This is a genomic window from Micromonospora rifamycinica (genome assembly GCF_900090265.1).
GTDB classification, from domain to species: domain Bacteria; phylum Actinomycetota; class Actinomycetes; order Mycobacteriales; family Micromonosporaceae; genus Micromonospora; species Micromonospora rifamycinica.
Genome location: NZ_LT607752.1, coordinates 6,507,273 through 6,529,474, shown reverse-complemented (window position 1 = coordinate 6,529,474; position 22,202 = coordinate 6,507,273). Strand labels below are relative to the sequence as shown.

General features: G+C 72.8%; 24 protein-coding genes. 8 read left to right on the top strand and 16 right to left on the bottom strand.

Annotated elements, in window-relative coordinates; translation table 11 throughout:
• The first annotated feature begins 123 nt into the window (after positions 1 to 123).
• From GA0070623_RS27720 to mug, 5 genes are all read left to right on the top strand, one after another.
• Entirely contained in the window at positions 124 to 1,053 is a 930-nt protein-coding gene (locus tag GA0070623_RS27720) for a TIGR04222 domain-containing membrane protein (protein ID WP_067304422.1), read from the top strand.
• Positions 1,050 to 1,868 (top strand): DUF692 domain-containing protein, encoded by an 819-nt coding sequence (locus tag GA0070623_RS27715; protein ID WP_067304416.1) that lies wholly within the window; start codon positions 1,050 to 1,052, stop codon positions 1,866 to 1,868. Before GA0070623_RS27720 ends, GA0070623_RS27715 begins: the two co-directional genes overlap by 4 nt.
• A gap of 68 nt (positions 1,869 to 1,936) precedes the next feature.
• Entirely contained in the window at positions 1,937 to 2,371 is a 435-nt protein-coding gene (locus tag GA0070623_RS27710; protein ID WP_067304419.1) for a hypothetical protein, read from the top strand.
• A 32-nt stretch (positions 2,372 to 2,403) separates the two neighbouring features.
• Positions 2,404 to 3,156, top strand: a complete 753-nt coding sequence (locus GA0070623_RS27705) for an SDR family oxidoreductase (protein WP_067304322.1) — start codon at positions 2,404 to 2,406, stop codon at positions 3,154 to 3,156.
• Complete coding sequence (gene mug, locus GA0070623_RS27700) at positions 3,153 to 3,875, top strand: G/U mismatch-specific DNA glycosylase (RefSeq protein WP_407937954.1); 723 nt, start codon at positions 3,153 to 3,155, stop codon at positions 3,873 to 3,875. The genes GA0070623_RS27705 and mug overlap by 4 nt, the downstream gene beginning before the upstream one ends.
• A 3-nt stretch (positions 3,876 to 3,878) precedes the next feature.
• Here the strand turns inward: mug and GA0070623_RS27695 are convergent, their stop codons facing one another.
• From GA0070623_RS27695 to GA0070623_RS27680, 4 genes are all read right to left on the bottom strand, one after another.
• The gene (locus GA0070623_RS27695) at positions 3,879 to 4,316 is read right to left on the bottom strand and encodes a hypothetical protein (protein WP_157517479.1); all 438 of its coding nucleotides are present in this window, start codon (positions 4,314 to 4,316) and stop codon (positions 3,879 to 3,881) included.
• 222 nt (positions 4,317 to 4,538) lie between these two features.
• Positions 4,539 to 6,521, bottom strand: a complete 1,983-nt coding sequence (locus tag GA0070623_RS27690; RefSeq protein WP_172898566.1) for an ABC transporter ATP-binding protein — start codon at positions 6,519 to 6,521, stop codon at positions 4,539 to 4,541.
• A gap of 222 nt (positions 6,522 to 6,743) precedes the next feature.
• Complete coding sequence (locus GA0070623_RS27685) at positions 6,744 to 7,511, bottom strand: enoyl-CoA hydratase/isomerase family protein (RefSeq protein ID WP_067304331.1); 768 nt, start codon at positions 7,509 to 7,511, stop codon at positions 6,744 to 6,746.
• Positions 7,512 to 7,554: 43 nt separating this feature from the next.
• Complete coding sequence (locus GA0070623_RS27680) at positions 7,555 to 7,782, bottom strand: helix-turn-helix domain-containing protein (RefSeq protein WP_007072022.1); 228 nt, start codon at positions 7,780 to 7,782, stop codon at positions 7,555 to 7,557.
• Between the two features lie 204 nt (positions 7,783 to 7,986).
• On the opposite strand from GA0070623_RS27680, the gene GA0070623_RS27675 reads away from it, so the two are divergent.
• Positions 7,987 to 8,598, top strand: coding sequence for a cadmium resistance transporter (locus tag GA0070623_RS27675; protein ID WP_231932571.1), 612 nt, complete (start codon positions 7,987 to 7,989; stop codon positions 8,596 to 8,598).
• Positions 8,599 to 8,690: 92 nt separating this feature from the next.
• Here the strand turns inward: GA0070623_RS27675 and GA0070623_RS27670 are convergent, their stop codons facing one another.
• Complete coding sequence (locus GA0070623_RS27670; RefSeq protein ID WP_067304334.1) at positions 8,691 to 10,295, bottom strand: ABC-F family ATP-binding cassette domain-containing protein; 1,605 nt, start codon at positions 10,293 to 10,295, stop codon at positions 8,691 to 8,693.
• 243 nt (positions 10,296 to 10,538) lie between these two features.
• Between GA0070623_RS27670 and ypfJ the strand changes: the two genes are divergently transcribed.
• Positions 10,539 to 11,456 (top strand): KPN_02809 family neutral zinc metallopeptidase, encoded by a 918-nt coding sequence (ypfJ, locus tag GA0070623_RS27665; RefSeq protein WP_067304431.1) that lies wholly within the window; start codon positions 10,539 to 10,541, stop codon positions 11,454 to 11,456.
• A 77-nt stretch (positions 11,457 to 11,533) separates the two neighbouring features.
• Here ypfJ and GA0070623_RS27660 read toward each other — a convergent pair whose 3' ends face one another.
• From GA0070623_RS27660 to GA0070623_RS27620, 9 genes are all read right to left on the bottom strand, one after another.
• The gene (locus GA0070623_RS27660) at positions 11,534 to 12,247 is read right to left on the bottom strand and encodes an acVLRF1 family peptidyl-tRNA hydrolase (RefSeq protein ID WP_089004379.1); all 714 of its coding nucleotides are present in this window, start codon (positions 12,245 to 12,247) and stop codon (positions 11,534 to 11,536) included.
• Between the two features lie 307 nt (positions 12,248 to 12,554).
• Complete coding sequence (locus GA0070623_RS27655; protein ID WP_067304336.1) at positions 12,555 to 13,037, bottom strand: metal-sulfur cluster assembly factor; 483 nt, start codon at positions 13,035 to 13,037, stop codon at positions 12,555 to 12,557.
• A complete protein-coding gene (sufU, locus tag GA0070623_RS27650; protein ID WP_067304339.1) occupies positions 13,034 to 13,510 on the bottom strand; it encodes a Fe-S cluster assembly sulfur transfer protein SufU in 477 nt (158 codons plus the stop codon). Before sufU ends, GA0070623_RS27655 begins: the two co-directional genes overlap by 4 nt.
• Positions 13,510 to 14,814, bottom strand: a complete 1,305-nt coding sequence (locus GA0070623_RS27645; RefSeq protein WP_067304342.1) for a cysteine desulfurase — start codon at positions 14,812 to 14,814, stop codon at positions 13,510 to 13,512. Before GA0070623_RS27645 ends, sufU begins: the two co-directional genes overlap by 1 nt.
• Before the next feature lie 26 nt (positions 14,815 to 14,840).
• A complete protein-coding gene (gene sufC, locus GA0070623_RS27640) occupies positions 14,841 to 15,614 on the bottom strand; it encodes a Fe-S cluster assembly ATPase SufC (protein ID WP_067304344.1) in 774 nt (257 codons plus the stop codon).
• Positions 15,614 to 15,958, bottom strand: a complete 345-nt coding sequence (locus tag GA0070623_RS27635; protein ID WP_067304347.1) for a non-heme iron oxygenase ferredoxin subunit — start codon at positions 15,956 to 15,958, stop codon at positions 15,614 to 15,616. The genes sufC and GA0070623_RS27635 overlap by 1 nt, the downstream gene beginning before the upstream one ends.
• 1 nt (position 15,959) lies before the next feature.
• A complete protein-coding gene (sufD, locus tag GA0070623_RS27630) occupies positions 15,960 to 17,156 on the bottom strand; it encodes a Fe-S cluster assembly protein SufD (RefSeq protein WP_067304350.1) in 1,197 nt (398 codons plus the stop codon).
• A 118-nt stretch (positions 17,157 to 17,274) separates the two neighbouring features.
• Complete coding sequence (sufB, locus tag GA0070623_RS27625) at positions 17,275 to 18,705, bottom strand: Fe-S cluster assembly protein SufB (protein ID WP_067304352.1); 1,431 nt, start codon at positions 18,703 to 18,705, stop codon at positions 17,275 to 17,277.
• Complete coding sequence (locus tag GA0070623_RS27620) at positions 18,702 to 19,529, bottom strand: helix-turn-helix transcriptional regulator (protein ID WP_084261145.1); 828 nt, start codon at positions 19,527 to 19,529, stop codon at positions 18,702 to 18,704. The genes sufB and GA0070623_RS27620 overlap by 4 nt, the downstream gene beginning before the upstream one ends.
• Before the next feature lie 115 nt (positions 19,530 to 19,644).
• Here GA0070623_RS27620 and GA0070623_RS27615 point away from each other — a divergent pair, with 115 nt between their 5' ends.
• Positions 19,645 to 20,628 carry a COX15/CtaA family protein gene (locus GA0070623_RS27615; RefSeq protein WP_407937953.1) on the top strand — a complete coding sequence of 328 codons (984 nt, stop codon included), beginning with the start codon at positions 19,645 to 19,647 and terminating at the stop codon, positions 20,626 to 20,628.
• Positions 20,629 to 20,892: 264 nt separating this feature from the next.
• On the opposite strand, the gene GA0070623_RS27610 is transcribed toward GA0070623_RS27615, so the two are convergent.
• Both GA0070623_RS27610 and GA0070623_RS27605 read right to left on the bottom strand, forming a co-directional pair.
• Positions 20,893 to 21,819: an ATP-grasp domain-containing protein gene (locus GA0070623_RS27610; RefSeq protein WP_067304354.1), complete on the bottom strand. Its 927-nt coding sequence runs from the start codon at positions 21,817 to 21,819 to the stop codon at positions 20,893 to 20,895.
• On the bottom strand, positions 21,816 to 22,148 hold the full coding sequence (locus tag GA0070623_RS27605) for a hypothetical protein (RefSeq protein WP_067304356.1): 333 nt from the start codon (positions 22,146 to 22,148) through the stop codon (positions 21,816 to 21,818). Before GA0070623_RS27605 ends, GA0070623_RS27610 begins: the two co-directional genes overlap by 4 nt.
• Between the last annotated feature and the right edge of the window lie 54 nt (positions 22,149 to 22,202).

Here is a 22,202-nt window from a genome sequence, read left to right as displayed (position 1 = left end):
GCGCCCGGCCGGGTGGGCGGGCAGGTCTCGGCTCGGTAACTCGCCACCGCCGGCGACGCCGGCGTGGCGGGGCTGCCCCACAATGAGGCCGCGATCCCCCTCCTCGCGCGACAGGAGCAGCCGATGAACATCCTCGCCGCACCGGGCGACACCTGGGGTATCCCCGGCCCGCTCTTCCTCAAGCTCTACCTGATGGTGGCGGTCGTCGCCGTGGTCGGCACGCTGCTGCACCGCCGCCGGACCACCGCCGGTCCCCCCGACGCCGCCGGCATCGACCAGCTCGGGCCCCAGCAGGTCGCCTACCTCAACGGCGGTGACCAGCTCGCCGTCTGGTCGGCGCTCGGTGGCCTGCGGGCGGCCGGCGCGATCGACGTACGGTCGGACCGCCGGTTGATCGCCGCCGGGCCGACCCCGACCGGCGTCACCCCGCTCGACCACGCGATCCGGAACGCCGCCCGCCGGCCGGTCGCCGCCGGGAAGCTGGGGCGGGATCCCGGCGTGGCCCGCGCCCTGGAGCAGCTGCGCCAGGGGTTGGAGCAACACGGCCTGCTGATCGACGCCGACGGGGTCCGGGCGCTGCGTCGAGGGCGCAACCTGCTGCTGGTGCTCCTGGCCCTCGGGGTGGTGCGGCTGGTCGCCGGCCTGGTCAACGGTCGTCCTGTCGGCTGGCTGCTGCTCGCCCTGGCCGGGCTCGGGCTGACGTTCGCCCTGATCGCCCGCACGCCCCGCCGGACCAGGTCGGCGAACACGGCCCTGCGCCACCTGCGCAGCAGCAGCCACCACCTCTCCCCGGACTCCGCCCCGGCCTACGCGACCTACGGCGCGGCCGGCGCGGCGATGGGCGTGGCCCTGTTCGGCACCGCCTCCCTCTACGCGCTCGACCCCGGCTTCGCCGCACAGGCGGCGATCCAGCGGCAGGCGTTGAGTTCCGGCAGCGGCAGCAGCTACTCGGGCACCTCGTGCGGTGGCAGCACCTCGTCCTGTAGCGGCGGCTCGTCCTCCTCCTGCGGCGGCGGCGGCGGAGGGTGCGGCGGCGGAGGGTGCGGCGGATGACCGGCCCGCAGGGGGTGGGCATCGGCTGGCGGCCGGAGATCGCCGGATTCGTCGCCGGGCTACCCGGGCTGCGCTTCGTCGAGGTGGTGGCGGAGTCGGTCGCCCCGGCCGGTCCGCTCCCGCCGGGGCTCGCCGCGCTCCGGGAGGCCGGCGTCACCGTCGTACCGCACGGGGTGCGGCTCTCCCTCGGCGGTGCCGAACCGGTCGACCCGGCCCGGGTGACGCACCTGGCCCGGGTGGCCGAACTGGTCGAGGCACCGCTGGTCAGCGAGCACATCGCCTTCGTCCGGGCCGGCGGCCTGGAGGCCGGGCACCTGCTGCCGCTGCCGCGCACCCGGGAGGCGGTGGCGGCGGTGGTGGCCAACGTCCGGCGGGCACAGGCGGAGCTGCCGGTGCCGCTGGCGTTGGAGCCGATCGCCGCGCTGTTCGACTGGCCCGACGACGAGCTGGACGAGGCGGACTTCCTCACCGAGATCCTCGACGCCACCGGGGCGGGGCTGCTGCTCGACGTGGCCAACGTCTACGCCAACGCCCGCAACCGGGGTGCGGACCCGCGGCTCCTGCTCGACCGGCTGCCGGTGGAACGGATCTCCTACCTGCACGTGGCCGGCGGGGCGGAGCGCGACGGGCTCTACCACGACACGCACACCGATCCGGTGCCCTCGGAGGTGTTGGCGCTGGTCGGCGCGCTCTGCGCCGGTCGTCGGCCACCCCCGCTGCTGCTGGAACGCGACGGCCACTACCCGCCCGCCGCCACCCTGCGGGCGGAGCTGGACGCCCTCGCCGCCGTGTCCGGCCACCCGGTCGTCACGTGACCGTCCCCCGCCCGGCCGATCCCGGCCCCCCGGCGGCGGGGGCGGCCCCCGCGCCCGGTGCCACCGGACTGGCCGCCCGGCAGGCCGCGCTGGTAGCAGCGCTGGTCGCGGGCGCTCCGGTGCCGGCCGGTTTCGCCACCGACCGGGTCGACGCCGCCCGGACGGCCCTGCTGCGCAAGCGGGCCGGCGAGGTCGCCCGGCACTGGCCGCTGCTCGCCGCCGGCCTCGACGACGCCTGGTGGGCCACCTTCCGCGACTGGGCGGCCGACCGGCCCACCGCCGGTTCGCTGCGCGACGGCTGGGACCTCGCCCGCGAGCTGCGGGACCGCTCGGCGCTCCCCGCGCTCGGCGCGGAGGAGCTGGTCGTCCGGGAGGCCGTCCACCACTACGACGGCCGGCACCCGCCCCGGCACCGCCGGATGCCCGCGTTCGCCCGGGTCGACGGCGCCGTCGCCCTCCAGCTCGCCGGTCGGGTACGCCTGCTGCGGCCGGCCCGCCACTGACCCCACCGGTCCGGATACGGCAGGATCGCGGTATGGATCTCGAACTGACCGGCCGGGTGTACGTGGTGACCGGCGCGTCCCGGGGGCTCGGCTTCGCGACCGCACGGTGCCTGGTCGACGACGGGGCGCGGGTGGTCCTGTCGGCCCGGACACCGGAGCGGGTCGCCGAGGCGGTCGACCGGCTGGGTGGACCCGGGCACGCGATCGGCCTGGTCGCCGACCTGGCCGACCCGGACGCCCCCGAGCGGCTGGTGGCCGCCGCGCACGGGCACTTCGGCCGGCTCGACGGGGCGCTCGTCTCGGTCGGCGGACCACCTCCGGGCACCGCCGCGCAGGTCAGCGACGCGCAGTGGCGGGAGTCCTTCGAGACGGTCTTCCTGGGCACGGTACGCACGGCCCGTACGGTGGCCGCCGCGCTCACCGAGGGCGGGGCGATCGGCCTGGTGCTGTCCACCTCGGTCCGGTCGCCGATCACCGGCCTCGGCATCTCCAACGGCCTGCGGCCCGGCCTGGCCGGGGTGGCCAAGGACCTGGCCGACGAGTACGGCCCGCACGGCGTCCGGGTGCTGGGCCTGCTGCCCGGACGGTTCCTGACCGACCGCAGCCGGGAACTGCTCGGCGACGACGAGGCGGCCCGGTCCCGGGTGGAGGCCGGCATCCCGCTGCGCCGCATCGGCGACCCGGCCGAGTTCGGCCGGGTCGCCGCCTTCCTGCTCTCCCCCGCCGCCGGCTACGTCACCGGGGTCAGCGTGCCGGTCGACGGCGGCGCCCTGCGCAGCCTGTGACCCCGGCCCGCCAGCCCGCCGACCCGACCGCCGGGCCGGCCGGCCGTTCCCGCGAGCCGACCGACCCCAGGCCCGGACCGGCCGACCCCACCGCCGGGCCGGCCGAGACCGGTCCCACCGCCGGTGCGGTCCGGCGTGCCCGCGAACCGGTCGCCTGGCGACCGGACCGGGCGGCGTTGGCCGCGGCAGCCGACCGGACCATCCCGGACGTGCTCGGCCCGGGGCTGACCGTGCTCTTCGTCGGGATCAACCCCGGTCTCTGGTCGGCGGCCACCGGATGGCATTTCGCCCGGCCCGGCAACCGCTTCTGGCCAGCCCTGCACCGGGGCGGCTTCACTCCGCGCCAGCTGCACCCGAGCGAACAGGACACGCTGCCCGGGTACGGGCTGGGCATCACCAACATGGTGGCGCGGGCCAGTGCGCGGGCGGACGAGCTGACCCCGGCGGAGCTGGTGGCCGGCGCGCGGACGCTGACCGACAAGGTGGCCCGGCACCGACCGGCCTGGGTGGCGGTGGTCGGGGTGACCGCGTACCGGATCGGGTTCGCCCGGCCGAAGGCCGGCTTCGGCCCGCAGCCGGAACCGTTGGCCGGCGCGCGGCTCTGGGTGCTGCCCAATCCGAGCGGTCTGAACGCCCACTTCACCCCGCGGACGCTGGGGGCCGCCTTCGGTGAGCTACGCGCGGCCGTCGCCGGTCACCCGCCCCAGGCCGTCGGCTGACGGTCAGAAGTACACCGTCCTGCTCTTCGTGTACGTGGTGTACTGGTTGCCCGGGTAGAAGGTGGATCCGGAGACGGTGATCTGCGCGTTGGAGAATCCGTAGCTGGAGACGAGATCGCCGGTGAAGGTCTCGCAGTTCTGGTAGTAGACGGTGTGGCTGACGCTGGCGGTGCCGCCCTGAATGGTCACCCGGGAACTCGGGTAGGTGCTCTGTCCGCACAGTGTCACCGAGTAACTCGCCTGGGCACTTCCCCCCGTTCCCGTCACCGTTCCGGTGGCCGTGCCGAGGGACTGGGTGTTGTTGTAACCGCCGGTGACCGAGACGGTGAACGGGGCCGTGGCCGCCTGGGCGCTGGCCATCGGGAGCACGGCCACCGCGGCCACTCCGGCGGTGCACGCGGCCAGCAGACGGACGAAGCGGGAAGAACGGACGTGCGGCATGCCTCACTCCAGACATAAAGAGGAAAGTGCGCTCCCGACCGGTGGTCGATGGCATACCAATGGTATGGCAGCCCCCACTCAAAAGCACGCACGAAATTGAATTACATCAATCGTTGAACAATGCGTACTACCGCAATTTCTTACCTCAATGTCATCATTTACACGACACCGGGGACCGGCCGGGGCGACGCACCGCAACCACCGGTCGACAGGTGGACGGGCCTAGTTGGCCACGGCCGGGGGCAGCGCCTCCTGGGCGACGTAGGTGCCCATCGGCACGGTGGTGACGATCGGCTCGGGCTGCTCGACCTCGGCGTGCGGGGCGGGCGAGTCGGCCACGGCGAACTGGGTCCGGTACAGCTCGGCGTAGAGCCCGCCGACCGCGACCAACTCCTCGTGTCGGCCCCGCTCGACGATCCGCCCGTCGTCGAGCACGAGGATCTGGTCGGCGTCCCGGACGGTGGAGAGCCGGTGCGCGATCACCAGCGCGGTCCGCCCGGTCAACGCCACCGACAGGGCGCGCTGCACCGCCGCCTCGCTCTCCGAGTCGAGGTGCGCGGTGGCCTCGTCGAGGATCACGATCGACGGGGCCTTGAGCAGCAGCCGGGCGATGGCGATGCGCTGCTTCTCGCCGCCGGAGAAGCGGTAGCCGCGCTCGCCGACCGTCGTCTCCAGCCCGTCGGGCAGGGACCGCACCAGGTCGGCCACCTGCGCGCCGGCCAGCGCCGTCCAGATCTCGTCGTCGGTGGCGTCCGGCCTGGCGTACCGCAGGTTCTCGGCGATCGTCTCGTGGAACAGGTGGGAGTCCTGGGTGACCACGCCGATCTCGTCGCGCAGCGAGGCGAGGGTGGCGTCCCGGACGTCGACCCCGCTGACCCGCACCTCGCCGTCGGTGACGTCGTAGATCCGGGAGACCAACATGGACAGCGTGGACTTGCCCGCGCCGGACGGCCCGACCAGGGCCACCATCTGCCCCGGCTCGACGCTGAACGAGACGCCCCTGAGCACCGGCTCGTTGGCCGTACGGTCGAGGGTGGCGACCTCCTCCAGCGAGGCCAGCGAGACGTCGGCGGCGGCCGGATAACGGAACCGGACGTCGCGGAACTCCACCCGCCCGGCACCCCGGGGCACCGGCACCGCGTCGGACTTCTCCTCGATGCCGGGACGCAGGTCGAGCACCTCGAAGACCCGGTCGAAGGAGACCAGCGCGCTCATCACGTCCACCCGGACGTTGGACAGCGCGGTCAGCGGACCGTAGAGGCGGGTGAGCAGCAGGGCGAGGGTGACCACGGTGCCGGCGCTGACCGCGCCGGTGACCGCCAGCCAGCCGCCGAGCCCGTAGGTGAGCGCCTGGGCCAGCGAGGCGACCAGCAGCATCGCCACGAAGAAGGTGCGGGAGTACATCGCTGACTGGATGCCGATGTCGCGGACCCGCTCGGCCCGCCCGGCGAACCGGTCGGCCTCCACCTCGGGCGAGCCGAACAGCTTGACCAGCAGCGCGCCGGCCACCCCGAACCGCTCGGTCATCGTGGCGTTCATCTTGGCGTCGAGGTCGTACGACTCCCGGGTGATCTCGGCCAGCCGCTTGCCGACCCGCCGCGCCGGGATCACGAAGATCGGCAGGAGCACCAGGGAGAGCGCGGTGATCTGCCAGGAGAGGGTGAACATCACCCCGGCGGTGAGCACGAGCTGGATGACGTTGCTGACCACCCCGGACAGGGTGGAGGTGAACGCCCGCTGGGCACCCATCACGTCGTTGTTGAGCCGGCTGACCAGGGCACCGGTCTGGGTCCGGGTGAAGAACTGCAGGGGCATCCGCTGCACGTGGTCGTAGACCCGGGTGCGCAGGTCCAGGATGATCCCCTCGCCGATGCGGGCCGAGTACCACCGCTGGGCGAGGGAGAAGAGCGCGTCGGCCACGGCCAGCACCCCGATGATCAGGGCGAACCGGACGACGGTGGCGCCGGCCTCCGGGCCACCCCCGCTGATCGCGTTGATCACGTGGCCGGCGAGCACCGGGGTGGCCACCCCGATCACGGCGGCGATCACCACGGTCACCAGGAAGACGACGATGTCCCGCCGGTACGGGTGCGCGAAGGCCATGATCCGCCGGGCGGTGCCACGCTTGAGCCGGTGCGCGGACACCTCGCCGTCCTGGCGGATCGACCGGAGCATGCTCCAACCCGCCATGTTGCCGCCCGCCATCGGGTTGGACATCGGACACCTCCGCGTCGTGGGCGACACACCGTCGGGTTCGATTCTCCCGACGACTACGACAACCTCGACGGTCACCCGGTGCTTCCCGAGCGGGTCCGCCCGGTCGCCCCGGCCCGCGACCGGCTCCGCCCGGTCATCGCGACCCGCGAGCGGGTCCGCCCGGTCATCGCGACCCGCGACCGGCTCTGCCTGGTCGCCACCGCCCGCTGGCTAGTCGCCCCGGCCCGCGAGGTCGCGCAGCCGGCGGGTCTGCGCCTCGCGCTCGGCCCGCTGCTGATCGGCGTGGGAGCGACCGGCGGCCCCGGCGAGCAGCGCCTTGATCTCCACCACCGCGTCCCGGTTCCCGGCGAGCAGGCCGGCGGTCAGGTCACGGACCGCGTCGTCCAGCTCGGCGTTCGGCACCACCAGATTGGCCAGCCCGATCCGGTCGGCCTCGGCGGCGTCCATCCGCCGGCCGGTGGCGCACAGCTCCAGGGCGCGCGCGTAGCCGACCAGCTCGACCAGCCGCTTCGTACCGGCCAGGTCAGGGACCAGGCCGAGGGTCACCTCGGCCATCGAGAAACGGGCGTCCTCGGCGAGCACCCGCAGGTCACAGGCGAGCGCGAGCTGGAAGCCCGCGCCGATGGCATGGCCCTGCACGGCCGCCACCGAGATCACGTCCGGTCGGTGCAGCCAGGTGAAACCCTGCTGGTAACCGGCGATGCGGTCGGCGCACTCCTGCTCGGGCAGGGTGGACAGCTCGGCGAACGAACCCGGCCCCTGGGCACCGGCCACCGACAGGTCGAGGCCGGCGGAGAACGACCGCCCCTCGCCGCGTACCACCACGACGCGCACGTCGCCGGGCAGGTCCCGGGAGAAGTCGCTCATCGCGCGCCACATCGCCGGGGTCTGGGCATTGAGCACGTCGGGCCGGCACAACGTCACCGTCGCGACCGGCCCGGCACAGTGCAGTCGCACCCCGGCGGTCTCGACGGTCACCGGACCGCCCCGGGTGCACTCATGGACGACGCTGGTGGGCGGGTCACGCCTTCTTGCGACGTCGGGCGCCGCCGCGCTGCCGCAGCTGCACGCCGGACTCGGTGAGCACGCGGTGGATGAACCCGTAGGATCGCCCGGTCGACGCGGCGAGCGCCCGGATGCTCTCCCCACCGGTGTACCGCTTTACCAGGTCCTTGGCGAGCGTCTGACGCTCGGCTCCGACGATCCGGCGACCTTTCTCAGTGCTGGTGGCTGTGCCAGTGGCTGCCATGCTGATTCCTCACGTCCCAGACTGTGCGCTTCGGATACGGTCATACCTATTAGACCGCCTCGAACGATCATGCGCCAGATATCAACTCTTCGCCAACCGACACGCTATGTATTGTCGCCAACCCGATAGAGTGACCCTCCGGACGGTGATCGACCCACCCCGCCGTGCGCAGGCCCCGGGTGGACGGCCCGTAGCCTGCCCGTCGTGACCGACCTGTGGGCCACCGCGAGCGCCGCGACGGCCGTCTTCGCCGCCACCAACCTCGACGACATCGTGGTGCTGACCGTGCTCTTCGTAGCCGCCCGGGGCACCGGACGACCCCGCCGGTGGCAGATCGTGACCGGGCAGTACCTGGGCATCACCGCCCTGGTCGCGGCGGCCGTGGTGGTCGCCGCCGGTCTGCTGGTGCTCCCCGAGCCCTGGACCGGCCTGCTCGGGCTGCTACCGATCGCGCTCGGCGTGCGGGCACTGCGCAGCCGGCCCCGCACCGACGACGACACCCCGCCGCCGGCGGTGGTCGGCGGCCTGCTCGGGGTCGCCGGGGTGACCATCGCCAACGGCGCCGACAACATCGCCGTCTACGTCCCGGTGTTCCGCACCCTCGACCCGGGCGACGGGGTGGTCTACCTGGTGGTCTTCACCGCCCTGGTCGGTGTCTGGTGCGGGGTCGCCGCCCTGCTCGGCGGGCACCGGCGGGTGGTCGACCTGGTCGGGCGGATCGGCCACTGGCTGGTCCCGGCGATCTTCGTCGCCATCGGCCTGGTGATCCTGGTCGGCTCGGGCGTCCCCGGCCGGCTGGTCGACCTCGCCGGCTGACCGTGCCCGGCCCGACCGGCCCTGGTCAGGTCGGCCCTGGTCAGGCCGGTCAGGCTGGCCGACCGGCGCAGATCAGGCCAGCCCGAGGCGGGTCAGGCCAGCTCGACCAGTTCGAGAAGGTCGTCGCTCCAGGCGTCCTCGTCACCGTCGGGGAGCAGGATGGCCCGGTCGGGCTTGAGCGCGAGCACCGCGCCCGGGTCGTGGGTGACCAGCACGATCGCGCCGGGGTAGTTGGCGATGGCGTCGAGCACCTGCTCCCGGCTGACCGGGTCGAGGTTGTTCGTCGGCTCGTCCAGCAGCAGCACGTTGGCGCCGGAGCAGACCAGGGTGGACAGCGCGAGGCGGGTCTTCTCGCCACCGGAGAGCACCCCGGCGGGCTTGTTGACGTCCTCGCCGGAGAAGAGGAACGCACCGAGGATCTTGCGAAGGTCGGTGTCGGACTGCTCGATCGCCGCCGCCCGCATGTTCTCCAGCACCGTCCGCTCCACGTCCAGCGTCTCGTGCTCCTGGGCGTAGTAGCCCAGCCGCAGGCCGTGCCCGGCGTGCACCTCGCCGGTGTCCGGAGGGAGCAGCCCACCGAGCATCCGCAGCAGGGTGGTCTTGCCGGCGCCGTTGAGCCCGAGGATGGCCACCCGGGAGCCGCGGTCGACCGCGACGTTCACGTCGGTGAAGATCTCCAGCGAGCCGTACGACTTGGACAGGCCGGTCGCGGTGAGCGGGGTCTTGCCGCACGGCGCGGGGTTGGGGAAGCGGACCTTCGCCACTTTGTCGGAGACGCGTACCTCCTCCAGCCCCGCGATCAGCTTCTCGGCCCGCCGGGCCATGTTCTGCGCCGCGACGGTCTTGGTGGCCTTGGCCCGCATCTTGTCGGCCTGCGCCATCAACGCGCCGGCCTTCTTCTCGGCGTTGGCCCGCTCCCGGCGACGCCGCCGCTCGTCGGTCTCCCGCGCCTCCTGGTACGCCTTCCAGCCCAGGTTGTAGACGTCGACCACGGAACGGGTCGCGTCCAGGAACCAGACCTTGTTGACCACGGACTCCAGCAGCGAACCATCGTGGGAGATCACGATCAGCCCGCCCTTGTGGTTGGCGAGGAAGCCACGCAGCCAGGTGATGGAGTCGGCGTCGAGGTGGTTGGTGGGCTCGTCGAGCAGCAGGATGCCGCCGCCGTTCTCACCGGCGTCGCGGAACAGGATCCGGGCCAGTTCGATACGGCGGCGCTGACCGCCGGAGAGGGTGCCGATGGTCTGGGCGAGCGCCCGGTCGGGCAGCCCCAGGTTGGCGCAGATCCGGGCGGCCTCGGCCTCGGCGGCGTACCCGCCCAGCGAGGCGAACTGGTCCTCCAGCGCGCCGTAGCGGCGGACGAGCTTGTCGTCGACGCCGTCGGCGAGCCGCTGCTCGATCTCCTTCATCTGGGCCATCAGCACGTCCAGCCCCCGGGCGGAGAGCACCCGGTCCCGCCCGGTTACCTCCAGGTCGCCGGTACGGGGGTCCTGGGGCAGGTAGCCGATGGCGCTGCGCCGGTCGATCTCCCCGCTGTAGGGCTGTCCCTCGCCGGCCAGCACCTTGAGGGTGGTGGTCTTGCCCGCGCCGTTGCGGCCGACCAATCCGATCCGGTCACCCGGCTGCACCCGCAGGGTGGTGTCGGACAGTAGGATCCGGGAACCAGCGCGCAGTTCCAGGCCGGTGACACTGATCATTTCCGGTACTCGCTCTCGGGGTCTGAAGGGCTGACTCAGGGCACGCGAAAGCGCCGGCGGGTCCATGGTTCCCGTCGGCGCGGGGCGATTCAGCCTTCGCAGCGCAGCACCCGACTAGTGTACCGGGCGGCCCGGCGCGCACCGCCCGGATTACCGGGCAAGATCATCGGGTACCGGAAACGCCGTCCGGACCCGTCCGGTACCGCAACCCTCAGACGTGACGAAACGGTGATCGGGGTCAACATGGAGCTGAACGAGAACGCGCGGATCGACACCGGCCAGGTGGACGACCGGCGGGGGTCCGGTGGAGGTGGCGGGGCGGGCATCCCGATCCCCCTGCCGGGCGGCGGTGGGCGCGGCGGCATCGTCGGGCTCATCATCGCCGTGCTGGTGGCCCTGGTGGGTGGCGGGTTCGGGCTGAACGCCATGAACGGTGGCGGCGCCGAGTCGGGCGACAACACGGCGCTGGAGCAGAAGTGTGCGGCCGACGACGCGTTGAAGCAGCTGGACTGCCGCAACACCCTCTACGTCAACTCGATCCAGGCGTACTGGCGTACCGCACTGCCGGAGCGGTTCGGCCAGCAGTACCAGCCGTCCAAGACGGTCTTCTTCAGCCAGGGCGTCAACACCGGCTGCGGCCAGGCCGACTCCGGCGTCGGGCCGTTCTACTGCCCGGCCGACGACCTGGTCTACATCGACCTGACCTTCTACCAGACCCTCGCCGACCAGCTCGGCGCCCAGGGCGAGTTCGCCCAGCCGTACGTGCTCGCCCACGAGTACGGCCACCACGTGCAGGACCTGCTCGGCACCGAGGCGCAGATGCGCCGCCAGCAGCAGCGCGACCCGGGCAGCGCGAACGCCCTCTCGGTCAAGCTGGAGCTCCAGGCCGACTGCTACGCCGGCGCCTGGGCCAAGAACGCCACCGGCACCGCCGACGAGCAGGGGCAGAAGATCTTCAAGAGCATCACCGAGCAGGACATCGCGCAGGCGATCGACACCGCCGAGAAGATCGGCGACGACGCGATCTCCAAGCGGGCCGACCGGCCGGTGAACCCGGAGGAGTTCACGCACGGCTCCTCCGAGCAGCGCAAGCAGTGGTTCACCAAGGGCTACACCACCGGCGACCCGAAGGCCTGCGACACCTTCAGCGGCAGCCTCTGACCGGCACCGCGCCGGCAGCATCGCGGCGGTCGGCCGGGCTCACGCCCGCCGGCCGCCGTCGTCGCTCCCGGCCGGGCTCAGGCCGGGTCGCGGAGCAGGATGTGGACCGCACGGGCGGCGCTGACCGCACCGACCAGCACCGCATGCCGGGGCTCGGGCACGTCGAGCAGCCGCGCGACCCGCCGGGCGGCGAGCGGGGCCAGCCGCCGGTCGGCCAGCACCGTGTCGACGGCCCGCCGGTCGCCACCGCAGACCAGCGCCGCCAACGTCGCCGCCTCCGGCAGCAGCAGCCGTACGGCCAGCTCGGCCGCATCGCCCAGGGCCGCCTTCGCCTGGTTGTCCCGCCGCCGGGCGAACCGCTGCTGGGACCAGCCCCCGGCGGCGGTGCGGCCCTGCACGTACCGGGTGTCCACCTTGGAGGTCAGCAGTTTCTCGCCGAGCGCCACACCGACCGCCACCGCGCCCTTGCGGGCCAGCAACAGGCCGATCCGGCGGGGCGCGGTGGCCGCGTCGACGAACCCCGGCACGTCGTCGACCCGCCGGGACGCGCCGGTGACCTCCCCCGCCGCGTCGTGGGCCTGTGCGGGTTCCCCGGGAGCGCCGCCGTCGGCGCCCGGCGGGAGATGCAGCTCGGCGGTCGTCCCGTCGGGGGCGGTGAGCAGCAGACCGTACCCCTGCGGGGAGACGACGGGCGGACCGTGCCGGTCGGCGAAACCCTCCACCCAGCGGGCGACGCGGGTCGGATCGACCTCGATCCACCGGCCGCCACCGGCCGCGGGTCGACTGCTCACCACCCGACCCTACGGCACGACGGCCGGCGGCCCGACGGACGACCCGACGACCCGACGCCCCGACGCCCCGACGCCCCGACGCCCCGACACCGGACTGTCCGCCGCTAGCGGATGATCGACCCGCCGGGGGCGAAACAGCGGCATCAGCGGCCCGGGACGCCCCTACATCGGCCCCGTTGAGTCGATCACCCCGCCCGGACCAGGGCGGCGTGGACGGCGGCGGGCGCCGCAGCCGGTGCGGGGGCCGCGGACGCGAAACGGGCACGGCACCCGGCTCGGGGTACCGTGCCCGCGCGAGCGGCAGGGGTCAGACGTTGAAGCCGAGGGAGCGGAGCTGGTCCCGACCCTCGTCGGTGATCTTGTCGGGGCCCCACGGCGGCAGCCAGACCCAGTTGATCCGGATGTCGTCGACCAGTCCCCCGCCGGGGCCGGTGGTCAACGCCTGGCGGGCCTGGTCCTCGATCACGTCGGTGAGCGGGCAGGCCGCCGAGGTCAGCGTCATGTCCAGGGTGGCGACGTTCTGGTCGTCCACGTGCACGCCGTACACCAGGCCGAGGTCGACCACGTTGATGCCCAGCTCGGGGTCGACGACGTCCTTCATCGCCTCCTCGATGTCGGCGATGGCCGCCCGGCCACCGGCCGACCCGGCGGCCTCCGTCGTGCCCGCCGACCCGGCGGCCTCCGTCGTGCGGGCGGCCCCCTCGGCGACCGGCGGCGTCACCACGCCGGGCGGCGTGGTGCTGGCGTCGCCGGTCTCCGGCGTCGCCGCGGTAGCGGTGTCCTCGCTCATGCCTCAACCTCCGTCGGGCTCACGCCCACCCCCGCGCGTGCCGCGGCGTCCTTGAACGCCATCCACGGCAGCAGCGCGCACTTGACCCGGGCCGGGTAGCGGGCGACACCCGCGAACGCCACCCCGTCACCGAGTAGTTCCTCGTCCGGCGTGACCTGGCCACGGCCGGACATCAACTCCACGAACCCGGCGTGCACGGCGGCGATCTCCCCCGTGCGCCGGCCGGAGAGCCGGTCGTACAGCACGCTCGCCGACGCCTGACTGATCGAACAGCCCGCGCCGTCGTACGAGATGTCCACCACGACGTCGCCGACGGCGGCCACCCGCACGGTCACCTCGTCACCACAGGTCGGGTTGACGTGGTGCGCCTCGGCCACCTGGGCGGCGGGATCGTCGGCGTCGCGCAGACCGCGTCCCTGCGGACGCTTGTAGTGGTCCAGGATGATCTCCTGGTAGAGCTGGTCCAGCTGCATCAGTCGAAGATCCTCCGCACCTGTTCGAGACCCGCCACCAGGGCGTCGATCTCCTCCGTGGTGGTGTACAGGTAGAACGACGCCCGGGTCATCGCCGGCACCCCGAACCGGGTGCAGACCGGCTTGGCGCAGTGGTGGCCCACCCGCACCTGCACCCCGAGCGAGTCGAGGACCTGCCCGACGTCGTGCGGGTGCACGTCGCCGAGCGCGAACGAGATGGTGCCGCCCCGGCCGACCGGCACCGTCGGACCGAAGATCCGCAGCCCCGGCACGGTGGTGAGAGCGTCCAGCGCGTACGCGGTCAGCTCCTTCTCGTGCCACTGGATCGCCCGCATCCCGACGCCGGTGAGGTAGTCGACCGCCGCGCCGAGCGCGACGGCCTCGGCGATCGGCGGGGTGCCCGCCTCGAACCGGGCCGGCGGCGCGGCGAACGTGGACCGGGCCATCGACACGGTCTCGATCATCGAGCCGCCGCCCATGACCGGAGGCATCGCGGCGAGCAGCTCGCCCCGCCCCCAGAGCACGCCGATGCCGGTCGGCCCGCACATCTTGTGCCCGGTGAAGACGATGAAGTCGGCGTCCAGGTCGACCACGTCCACCGGCAGGTGCGGCACCGACTGCGAGCAGTCGAGCAGCAGCAGCGCCCCTACCTGCCGGACCCGCCGGGTGATCCGGGAGGTGGCGTTGACCGTGCCGAGGATGTTCGAGGTGTGCACCAGCGAGACGATCTTCGTCCGCTCGGTGACCAGCTCGTCCAGCCCCGACTCGTCCAGCCGCCCGGTGTCGGTGACCGGGAACCAGCGCAGGGTCGCGCCGGTCCGCTCGGCCAGCAGCTGCCACGGGACGATGTTCGAGTGGTGCTCCATCTCGGAGATCACGATCTCGTCGCCGGGGCCGAGCCGGAACCGCTCGTCGGCGTCCGCGCGCAGCGAGGCGTTGGAGAAGGCGTACGCCACGATGTTGATCGCCTCGGTGGAGTTCTTGGTGAACACCACCTCGTCCACGCTCGGCGCGTTGACGAACGCGGCGACCTTCGCCCGCGCCCCCTCGTACGCCTCGGTCGCCTCGGTGCCCAGGGTGTGCACCGAGCGCGACACGTTGGCGTTGTGCCTCGCGTAGTGCCCGGTGAGCACGTCGAGCACCTGCCGCGGCTTGTGCGAGGTGTTGGCGCTGTCGAGATAGACCAGCCGGTGCCCGTTGACCTCCCGGTCGAGGATCGGGAAGTCGGCCCGCACCGCGGCCACGTCGAAGCGCGGCACGTCGTCGTACTGCGGCATCCCGTCCGGGATGGCGATGGTGGTCATCTCAGCAGACCCCTGTCCGTGTGAGTTCAGGCCCGCGCCGCGCCGGCCCCGGCGACGTACCGCTCGTAGCCCTCTTCCTCGAGCTTGTCGGCCAGCTCCGGGCCGCCCTGCTCGACGATCCGGCCGGCCACGAAGACGTGCACGAAGTCGGGCTTGATGTAGCGCAGGATGCGGGTGTAGTGGGTGATCAGCAGCAGGCCGGTGTCACCGGTGTCACGGACCCGGTTGACCCCCTCGCTGACCACCCGCAGCGCGTCCACGTCGAGCCCGGAGTCGGTCTCGTCGAGGATGGCGATCTTGGGCTTGAGCAGCTCCAGCTGCACGATCTCGTGCCGCTTCTTCTCGCCGCCGGAGAAGCCCTCGTTGACGTTGCGCTGGGCGAACGCCGGGTCCATCTGGAGCTTCTCCATCGCACCGCGCAGCTCGCCGCCCCAGCTGCGCAGCTTCGGGGCCGCGCCGTCGATGGCGGTCTTGGCGGTGCGCAGGAAGTTCGCCACCGAGACGCCGGGCACCTCGACCGGGTACTGCATGGCCAGGAAGAGGCCGGCACGGGCCCGCTCGTCGACGGTCATCTCCAGCACGTCGACGCCGTCGAGGGTCACCGAGCCGCCGGTGATCTCGTACTTGGGGTGACCGGCGACCGAGTACGCCAGGGTCGACTTGCCGGAGCCGTTCGGCCCCATGATCGCGTGGGTCTCCCCGGACCGGACGGTCAGGTCGACACCGGACAGGATCGGCTTGAGCTCACCCTCGGGCAGCTTGACCGACACCTTCAGGTCGCGGATCTCCAGGGTGCTCATTATCGGGTCACTCCATTGCTCGGCGTCGGGCGGCCGTCGGCGCCCACGGGAAGATAGATGTCGCCGTCGCGTACCTCGACGGCGTAGACGGGGACGGGCTCGGTGGCGGGCAGCCCGCTGGGCTCACCCGTGCGCAGGTCGAACCGGGAACCGTGCAGCCAGCACTCCAGCGTGCAGCCCTCGACCTCGCCCTCGGAGAGGGCCACCGAGGCGTGCGAGCACTCGTCGTGCACGGCGTAGAACCCGCCGTCGGTGCCGTGCACCACGGCGATCTGGGTGCCGTCGACGTCGGCGCTGATCACGGTGCCCTTCGGCACGTCCTCGGTGGAGCAGATCCGGATCATGTCAGGCTCCGGCCCCGACGGCGGTGTCTCCGCCCACGGGTACGGGGCTGGCGAACTCGCTGTTCCCGCTCGCCAGCCGGGCCTCGATCGCGTCCCCAAGGCGCTCACGCAACGCCTCGACCGGGATCTTGTTGATCACCTCGGCGAAGAAGCCCCGGACCACCAGCCGGCGGGCCTCACCCTCCGGGATGCCCCGGGCCATCAGGTAGAACAACTGCTCGTCGTCGAACCGGCCGGTCGCGCTGGCGTGCCCGGCACCGGCGATCTCGCCGGTCTCGATCTCCAGGTTCGGCACCGAGTCCGCCCGCGCGCCGTCGGAGAGCAGCAGGTTCCGGTTGATCTCGTAGGTGTCGGTACCGGTCGCCTCGGCCCGGATCAGCACGTCGCCCACCCAGACGGTGTGCGCCTGCTCGCCCTGCAACGCGCCCCGGTAGCCGACGTGGCTGCGGCAGTCCGGCACGTTGTGGTCGACGAGCTGGCGGTGCTCCAGGTGCTGGCCGCCGTCGGCGAAGTAGACGCCGTACAGCTCGGCCTCGCCGCCCCGGCCGGTGTACTCGACAGTGGTGTACTGGCGGACCAGGTCACCGCCCAGGCTGACCTGGACGTGCGACACCTTGGCGTCTCGGCCGAGCCGGACCTTCAGGTGCTGCGCCTGCACCGCGTCGGCGGCCCAGTCGGCCACCGTGACCAGGGTCAGCTTCGCCCCGTCGGCCACCGCGACCTCGACGTTGTCGGCCAGCGTCGCCGCCCCGACGTGCTCCAGCACCAGCACCACCTCGGCGAACCGCCCCACGTCGACGAACGTGTGCCCGAAGGCCAGCCCGTCGGCGTCCTCGCCGACCACCCGCAGGGTCACCGGCGCGTCGACCACCGCGTCGGCCGCGACCTCGACCAGCAGGGCCTGCCCGGCCCCGCCGTACGCCAGCGCGCTGACCCGGTCGACCGGGGTGAGCACGCTGCCCACCCGGGGGTCGTCCCGGTCTATCCGCCCGACGGTGACGCCGGCCGGCAGGTCGGCGTACTCGTGGCGGACCGTGGCGGTGGCGGCCGGCGCTCCCCCGGTCAGCCCGCGGAGCCGCTTGAGCGGGGTGAAGCGCCACTCCTCCTCCAGCCCCGTCAGGGCCGGGAAGTCGGCGACGTCGTACGAGCGCAGCGCCTGCGACTTGGTGCTCGGCGGCGCGGAAGCCTGGATAGTCATCTCTTCCTTGGTCTGTCTGTCCGTGACGACGGTGTCATTGAGCGGAGGGTGGGTCGGGCCGGTCGCGGGCCGGGCCGCTGCGGGCAGGTCGGTACCCGATGCGGCCCGACGGGCGGCGTCAGCCGACCGCGCCCTCCATCTGGAGTTCGATCAGACGGTTGAGCTCCAGGGCGTACTCCATCGGGAGCTCCTTGGCGATCGGCTCGATGAAGCCCCGCACGATCATCGCCATCGCCTCGTCCTCGCTCAGCCCCCGGCTCATCAGGTAGAAGAGCTGGTCGTCGCTGATCTTGGAAACGGTCGCCTCGTGCCCCATCGACACGTCGTCCTCGCGGATGTCGACGTAGGGGTAGGTGTCCGAGCGGGAGATGGTGTCGACCAGCAGCGCGTCGCACTTGACCGTGCTCCGGCTGTGGTGCGACCCCTCCAGCACCTGCACCAGGCCCCGGTACGAGGTACGGCCGCCGCCCCGGGCGATCGACTTCGACACGATGGTGCTGCTGGTGTGCGGCGCGGCGTGCACCATCTTGGCCCCGGCGTCCTGGTGCTGGCCCTCGCCGGCCATCGCCACCGAGAGCACCTCGCCCTTGGCGTGCTCGCCGGTCATGTAGACCGCCGGGTACTTCATGGTGACCTTGGAGCCGATGTTGCCGTCGACCCACTCCATGGTCGCACCCTCGTGGCAGACGGCCCGCTTGGTGACCAGGTTGTAGACGTTGTTCGACCAGTTCTGGATGGTCGTGTAGCGGCAGCGCGCGTTCTTCTTGACGATGATCTCGACGACCGCGCTGTGCAGCGAGTCGGACGAGTAGAGCGGCGCGGTGCAGCCCTCGACGTAGTGCACGTACGCGCCCTCGTCGACGATGATCAGCGTCCGCTCGAACTGGCCCATGTTCTCGGTGTTGATCCGGAAGTACGCCTGGAGCGGGATCTCCACGTGCACGCCCTTCGGCACGTAGATGAACGAGCCGCCGGACCACACGGAGGTGTTCAGCGCGGCGAACTTGTTGTCGCCGACCGGGATCACCGTGCCGAAGTACTCCTTGAAGATGTCCTCGTGCTCCTTGAGGGCGGTGTCGGTGTCGAGGAAGACGACACCCTGCTCCTCCAGGTCCTCACGGATCTTGTGGTAGACCACCTCGGACTCGTACTGCGCGGCGACCCCGGCGACCAGCCGCTGCTTCTCCGCCTCGGGGATGCCCAGCCGGTCGTAGGTGTTCTTGATGTCCTCCGGCAGGTCCTCCCAGCTGGTGGCCTGCTTCTCGGTGGAGCGCACGAAGTACTTGATGTTGTCGAAGTCGATCCCGGTGAGGTCGGCGCCCCAGGACGGCATCGGCTTGCGGCCGAACAGCCGCAGGCCCTTCAGCCGCAGGTCGAGCATCCAGGCCGGCTCGTTCTTCTTCGCCGAGATGTCCCGCACCACCGCCTCGTTGATGCCGCGCTGGGCCGCGGCCCCGGCGACGTCGGAGTCGGACCAGCCGTACTCGTACCGACCGAGGGCGGCGAGCTGCTCTTCCTGGGTCAGGGGCTGGACGATCTGCTCGGTCATCTATCTGTCCTCACAGTGGTGACGGTGTTACCGGACTGGGCGCGCGGCTGGGTCGGAATGTGCGTGGTGCACACCCCGTCGCCGTGCGCGATGGTGGCCAGGCGCTGCACGTGGGTGCCGACCAGACGGGAGATGACCGCCGTCTCGGCCTCGCACAGCTGGGGGAACTCGGCGGCCACGTGCGCCACCGGGCAGTGGTGCTGGCAGAGCTGCCCGCCGGAGGCGATCGTGGACGCGTTGGCAGCGTAGCCCTCGGCGGTGAGCGCACCGGCGAGCGCCTCGGAACGGGCGAGCGGATCGTCGCCGGCGTCCTCCATGGCGGCCCGGCAGCGGGCCTCCAGCGCGGCGACCTGGTCGGCGGCGAACGCCTCGACGGCGTCGGGGCCACCGTTGCGGGCGATCCACCGCAGCGCGGCGGTGGCCATGTTGTCGTAGTGGTGGGTGCCGCAGCGCACCCGGGCCGCGTCGGTGAGCAGGAAGACCTTCGCCGGTCGGCCCCGACCCCGGCTGCCCCGAACGGTCTGCTCCCGGGCGAGCACGTCGCCGTCGGCCAGCATCGCGTCGAGGTGCCGGCGGATCGCGGCGGGGCTGAGGCCGAGCGCCGAGCCGAGCTGACCGGCCGTGGTCGCCCCCTGCGCCAGCAGCAGCTGGGTCACCCGGTCCCGGGTGGAAAGATCGGTGGACGCGGCCGACGCCGGCTGCGGCGCGGCCCGCCGCCCGACCTCCGGCCCGGCGGCCCGGCCGGCACGCCGGGACCGGGAACCCACCCCGACGGCCGGGGCGGCCGTCGGCGGGTGCCCGGAGAGCGCCGCCGCGTTTTTCACAACGCCAACGTTACGTAATTCGCCGGGGGGCCGCAAACGAGACCCCGGTGATTCCGCCCACCGCAGCGGCGGAGTCACCCGATCGGGCTCCACTACGGTGCGTAGGATTCGCGGCGTGAAGCGATCCGTCCGGTTCCCGGTCCCCGCCGCGCTGGTCCGCCTGCCCGACCGGTATCCGGTCTCGACCACCCTGCTGCGCCGTCTCGCGTACGCCTCGATCGTGGCCAACGTGGCCATCGTGGTGACCGGCGGGGCGGTCCGGCTCACCGCGTCGGGGCTCGGCTGCCCCACCTGGCCCCGGTGCACCGACGGGTCGTACACCACCACGGCCGAGATGGGCGTGCACGGCGTGATCGAGTTCGGCAACCGGCTGCTCACCTTCGCCGTCGGGGCGATCGCCCTGGCCACCCTGCTGGCCGTGCTGGCCCACCGGCCCCGGCGCACCGGGCTGCGTCCGCTGGCCGTCGCCGTGTTCCTCGGCATCCCGGCGCAGGCCGTGCTCGGCGGGATCACCGTGCTGACCAACCTCAACCCGTGGGTGGTCGGGCTGCACTTCCTCGCCTCGATGGCGGTCATCGCGGCGGCCTACGCCCTCTGGCGGCGGGTGGTCGACCCGGACGGCCCGGCGGTGCCGGTCGTGCCCGGGCCGCTGCGCACGCTGGCCCGGCTCACCACCGCGGTCAGCGTCGCGGTGCTGGTCGTCGGGACCTGGGTGACCGGCAGCGGCCCGCACGCCGGCGACCACGGCGCGGCCCGCAACGGGCTGGACCCGGAGACGATCTCCCAGGTGCACGCCGACGGGGTGTTCCTGCTGATCGGCCTCTCCGTCGCCCTGGTCCTGGCGTTACGGGCGGTCGGCGCGACCGGCCCGGCCCGCGCCGCCCTGGTGCTGGTGGCGGTGGAGCTGGGACAGGGCCTGATCGGCTTCGTGCAGTACTTCACCCAGCTGCCCGCCGTGCTGGTCGCCGCGCACATGCTCGGCTCCTGCCTGGTGCTACTGGCCACCCTGGCGGTGCTCTGGTCGACCCGGCAGCGCCGGGGGCTGCCGGCCGGCCCGGCGCGGACCCCGGCCGGAGAGCGGATCCCGGCCACCGTCTGAGCACCCCTCCCCGACCCTCCGCCCCGGCAGGCCCACGCCCGCGCCCGCGGGACCGCGCCGCCAAGATCGCGCTCGAACCACGTTGTAGTGGCATCCTCACCGCGGAAGGCCACTACAACGTGGAAGTAGCAAGATCTTGCCCGGCAGGCCGCGGGACAGCCCGAGCGGAAGGAAAGGCGGCGGCCCGGACCGGCAGGCGTCCGTCAGACGGCCCGACCGGGCACAGGCGCGGCGGCCCGGAAAGGTAGGACGGCCGGGGCGGGGTCAGCGGCGGGCCAGGTGGGTCAGCACCGCGTCGGCGAGACGCTCCGGGGCACCGTCGGCGTGGCCGAGGAACAGCGACGGCTCGGTCAGCTCCAGCTCGATCAGCACGGGTGTGCCGTCCGGCCCCGGGATCAGGTCGACCCGGGCGTAGAGCAGCCGCCGCGACCCGCCCGGCACCTCGGCCAGCACCCGCGCGGCGACGGCCAGCTGCTCGTCGGTGGCGGTGCGCGGGCTGATCCGCTCCGGCTTGTAGAGCCCCTCGACGCCCGGGTCCGGGCCGTCGAGCATCGCGCCCTTGCGGATGGCGTGGCTGAAGGCCAGGCCGTCCGGGCCGGCGAAGAAGAGCAGCGCGGTCTCCCCGACGGTGTCCACCGCCGCCAGGTACGGCTGGACCATGGCGACCCGGCCGGCGGCCGACAGCCGGCGGACGTGCCCGGCGGCCAGTTCCCGGTCCCCCGGGTCGGTCAGGTCGTAGCGGCCGGTGTCCTGGCTGCCGACGCTGACCGCCGGCTTCACCACGTACTCGCCCGGGGTGGCGGGCGGCTCCCAGGGGGTTCCCGGCTCGATCCAGGAGGTCGGCACGGTGGGCGCCCCGGCGTCGGCGAGCGCGCCGAGGTAGCGCTTGTCGGTGTTCCACTCCACCACGTCGGCCGGGTTGACCAGGGTCGGCACCCGCCGCGCCCAGCTGACGAACTCGTCCCGGCGGGGCACGTAGTCCCAGGGCGACCGGAGCACGACCAGGTCGTACCGCTCCCAGTCCACCCCGGGGTCGTCCCAGACGGCGGCCTCGACGGTGACGCCCCGCGCCGCCAGCGGAGCGACCACGAGCCGGTCGTCCGGGTAGAGGTCGGCGAAGCGGGAGCAGGTGACGAGAGCGACCCGGGGTTCCCCCCGGGTCGGCTGGTGGGTCGGGTGGTGGTCCGTCAACGGGACATCGTGCGTCGGGCCATCGACCGCCAGAGGTCGTTGCTCGGCCGCATCTGGTCCATCAGTTCACGCTCCCAGGCGTTCTCGACGGTGACGCCCGCCTGGGCGCACGCCTCCCGGGCGGTCACGGTGTCCTCGGCGAACTGGTCGCCCCACACACCATCCGCACCGACCAGGACGATCCGTGCGCCACGCTTGCCGACGTACTCGATGACCGCCTTCGCGCCGCCGTGTCCGGCGGCGAAGGACCTGAGGCCCGAGACCAGCCCGGTGGGGGCCGGCTCGGCGGTCTGTTCAGCCGTCAGCGTCGTATCGGAACCTTCTGCCATGGGCGAAGCCTAAGCAGACCGGCCCCCCTACGCGCGAGAATCATGAACTATTTG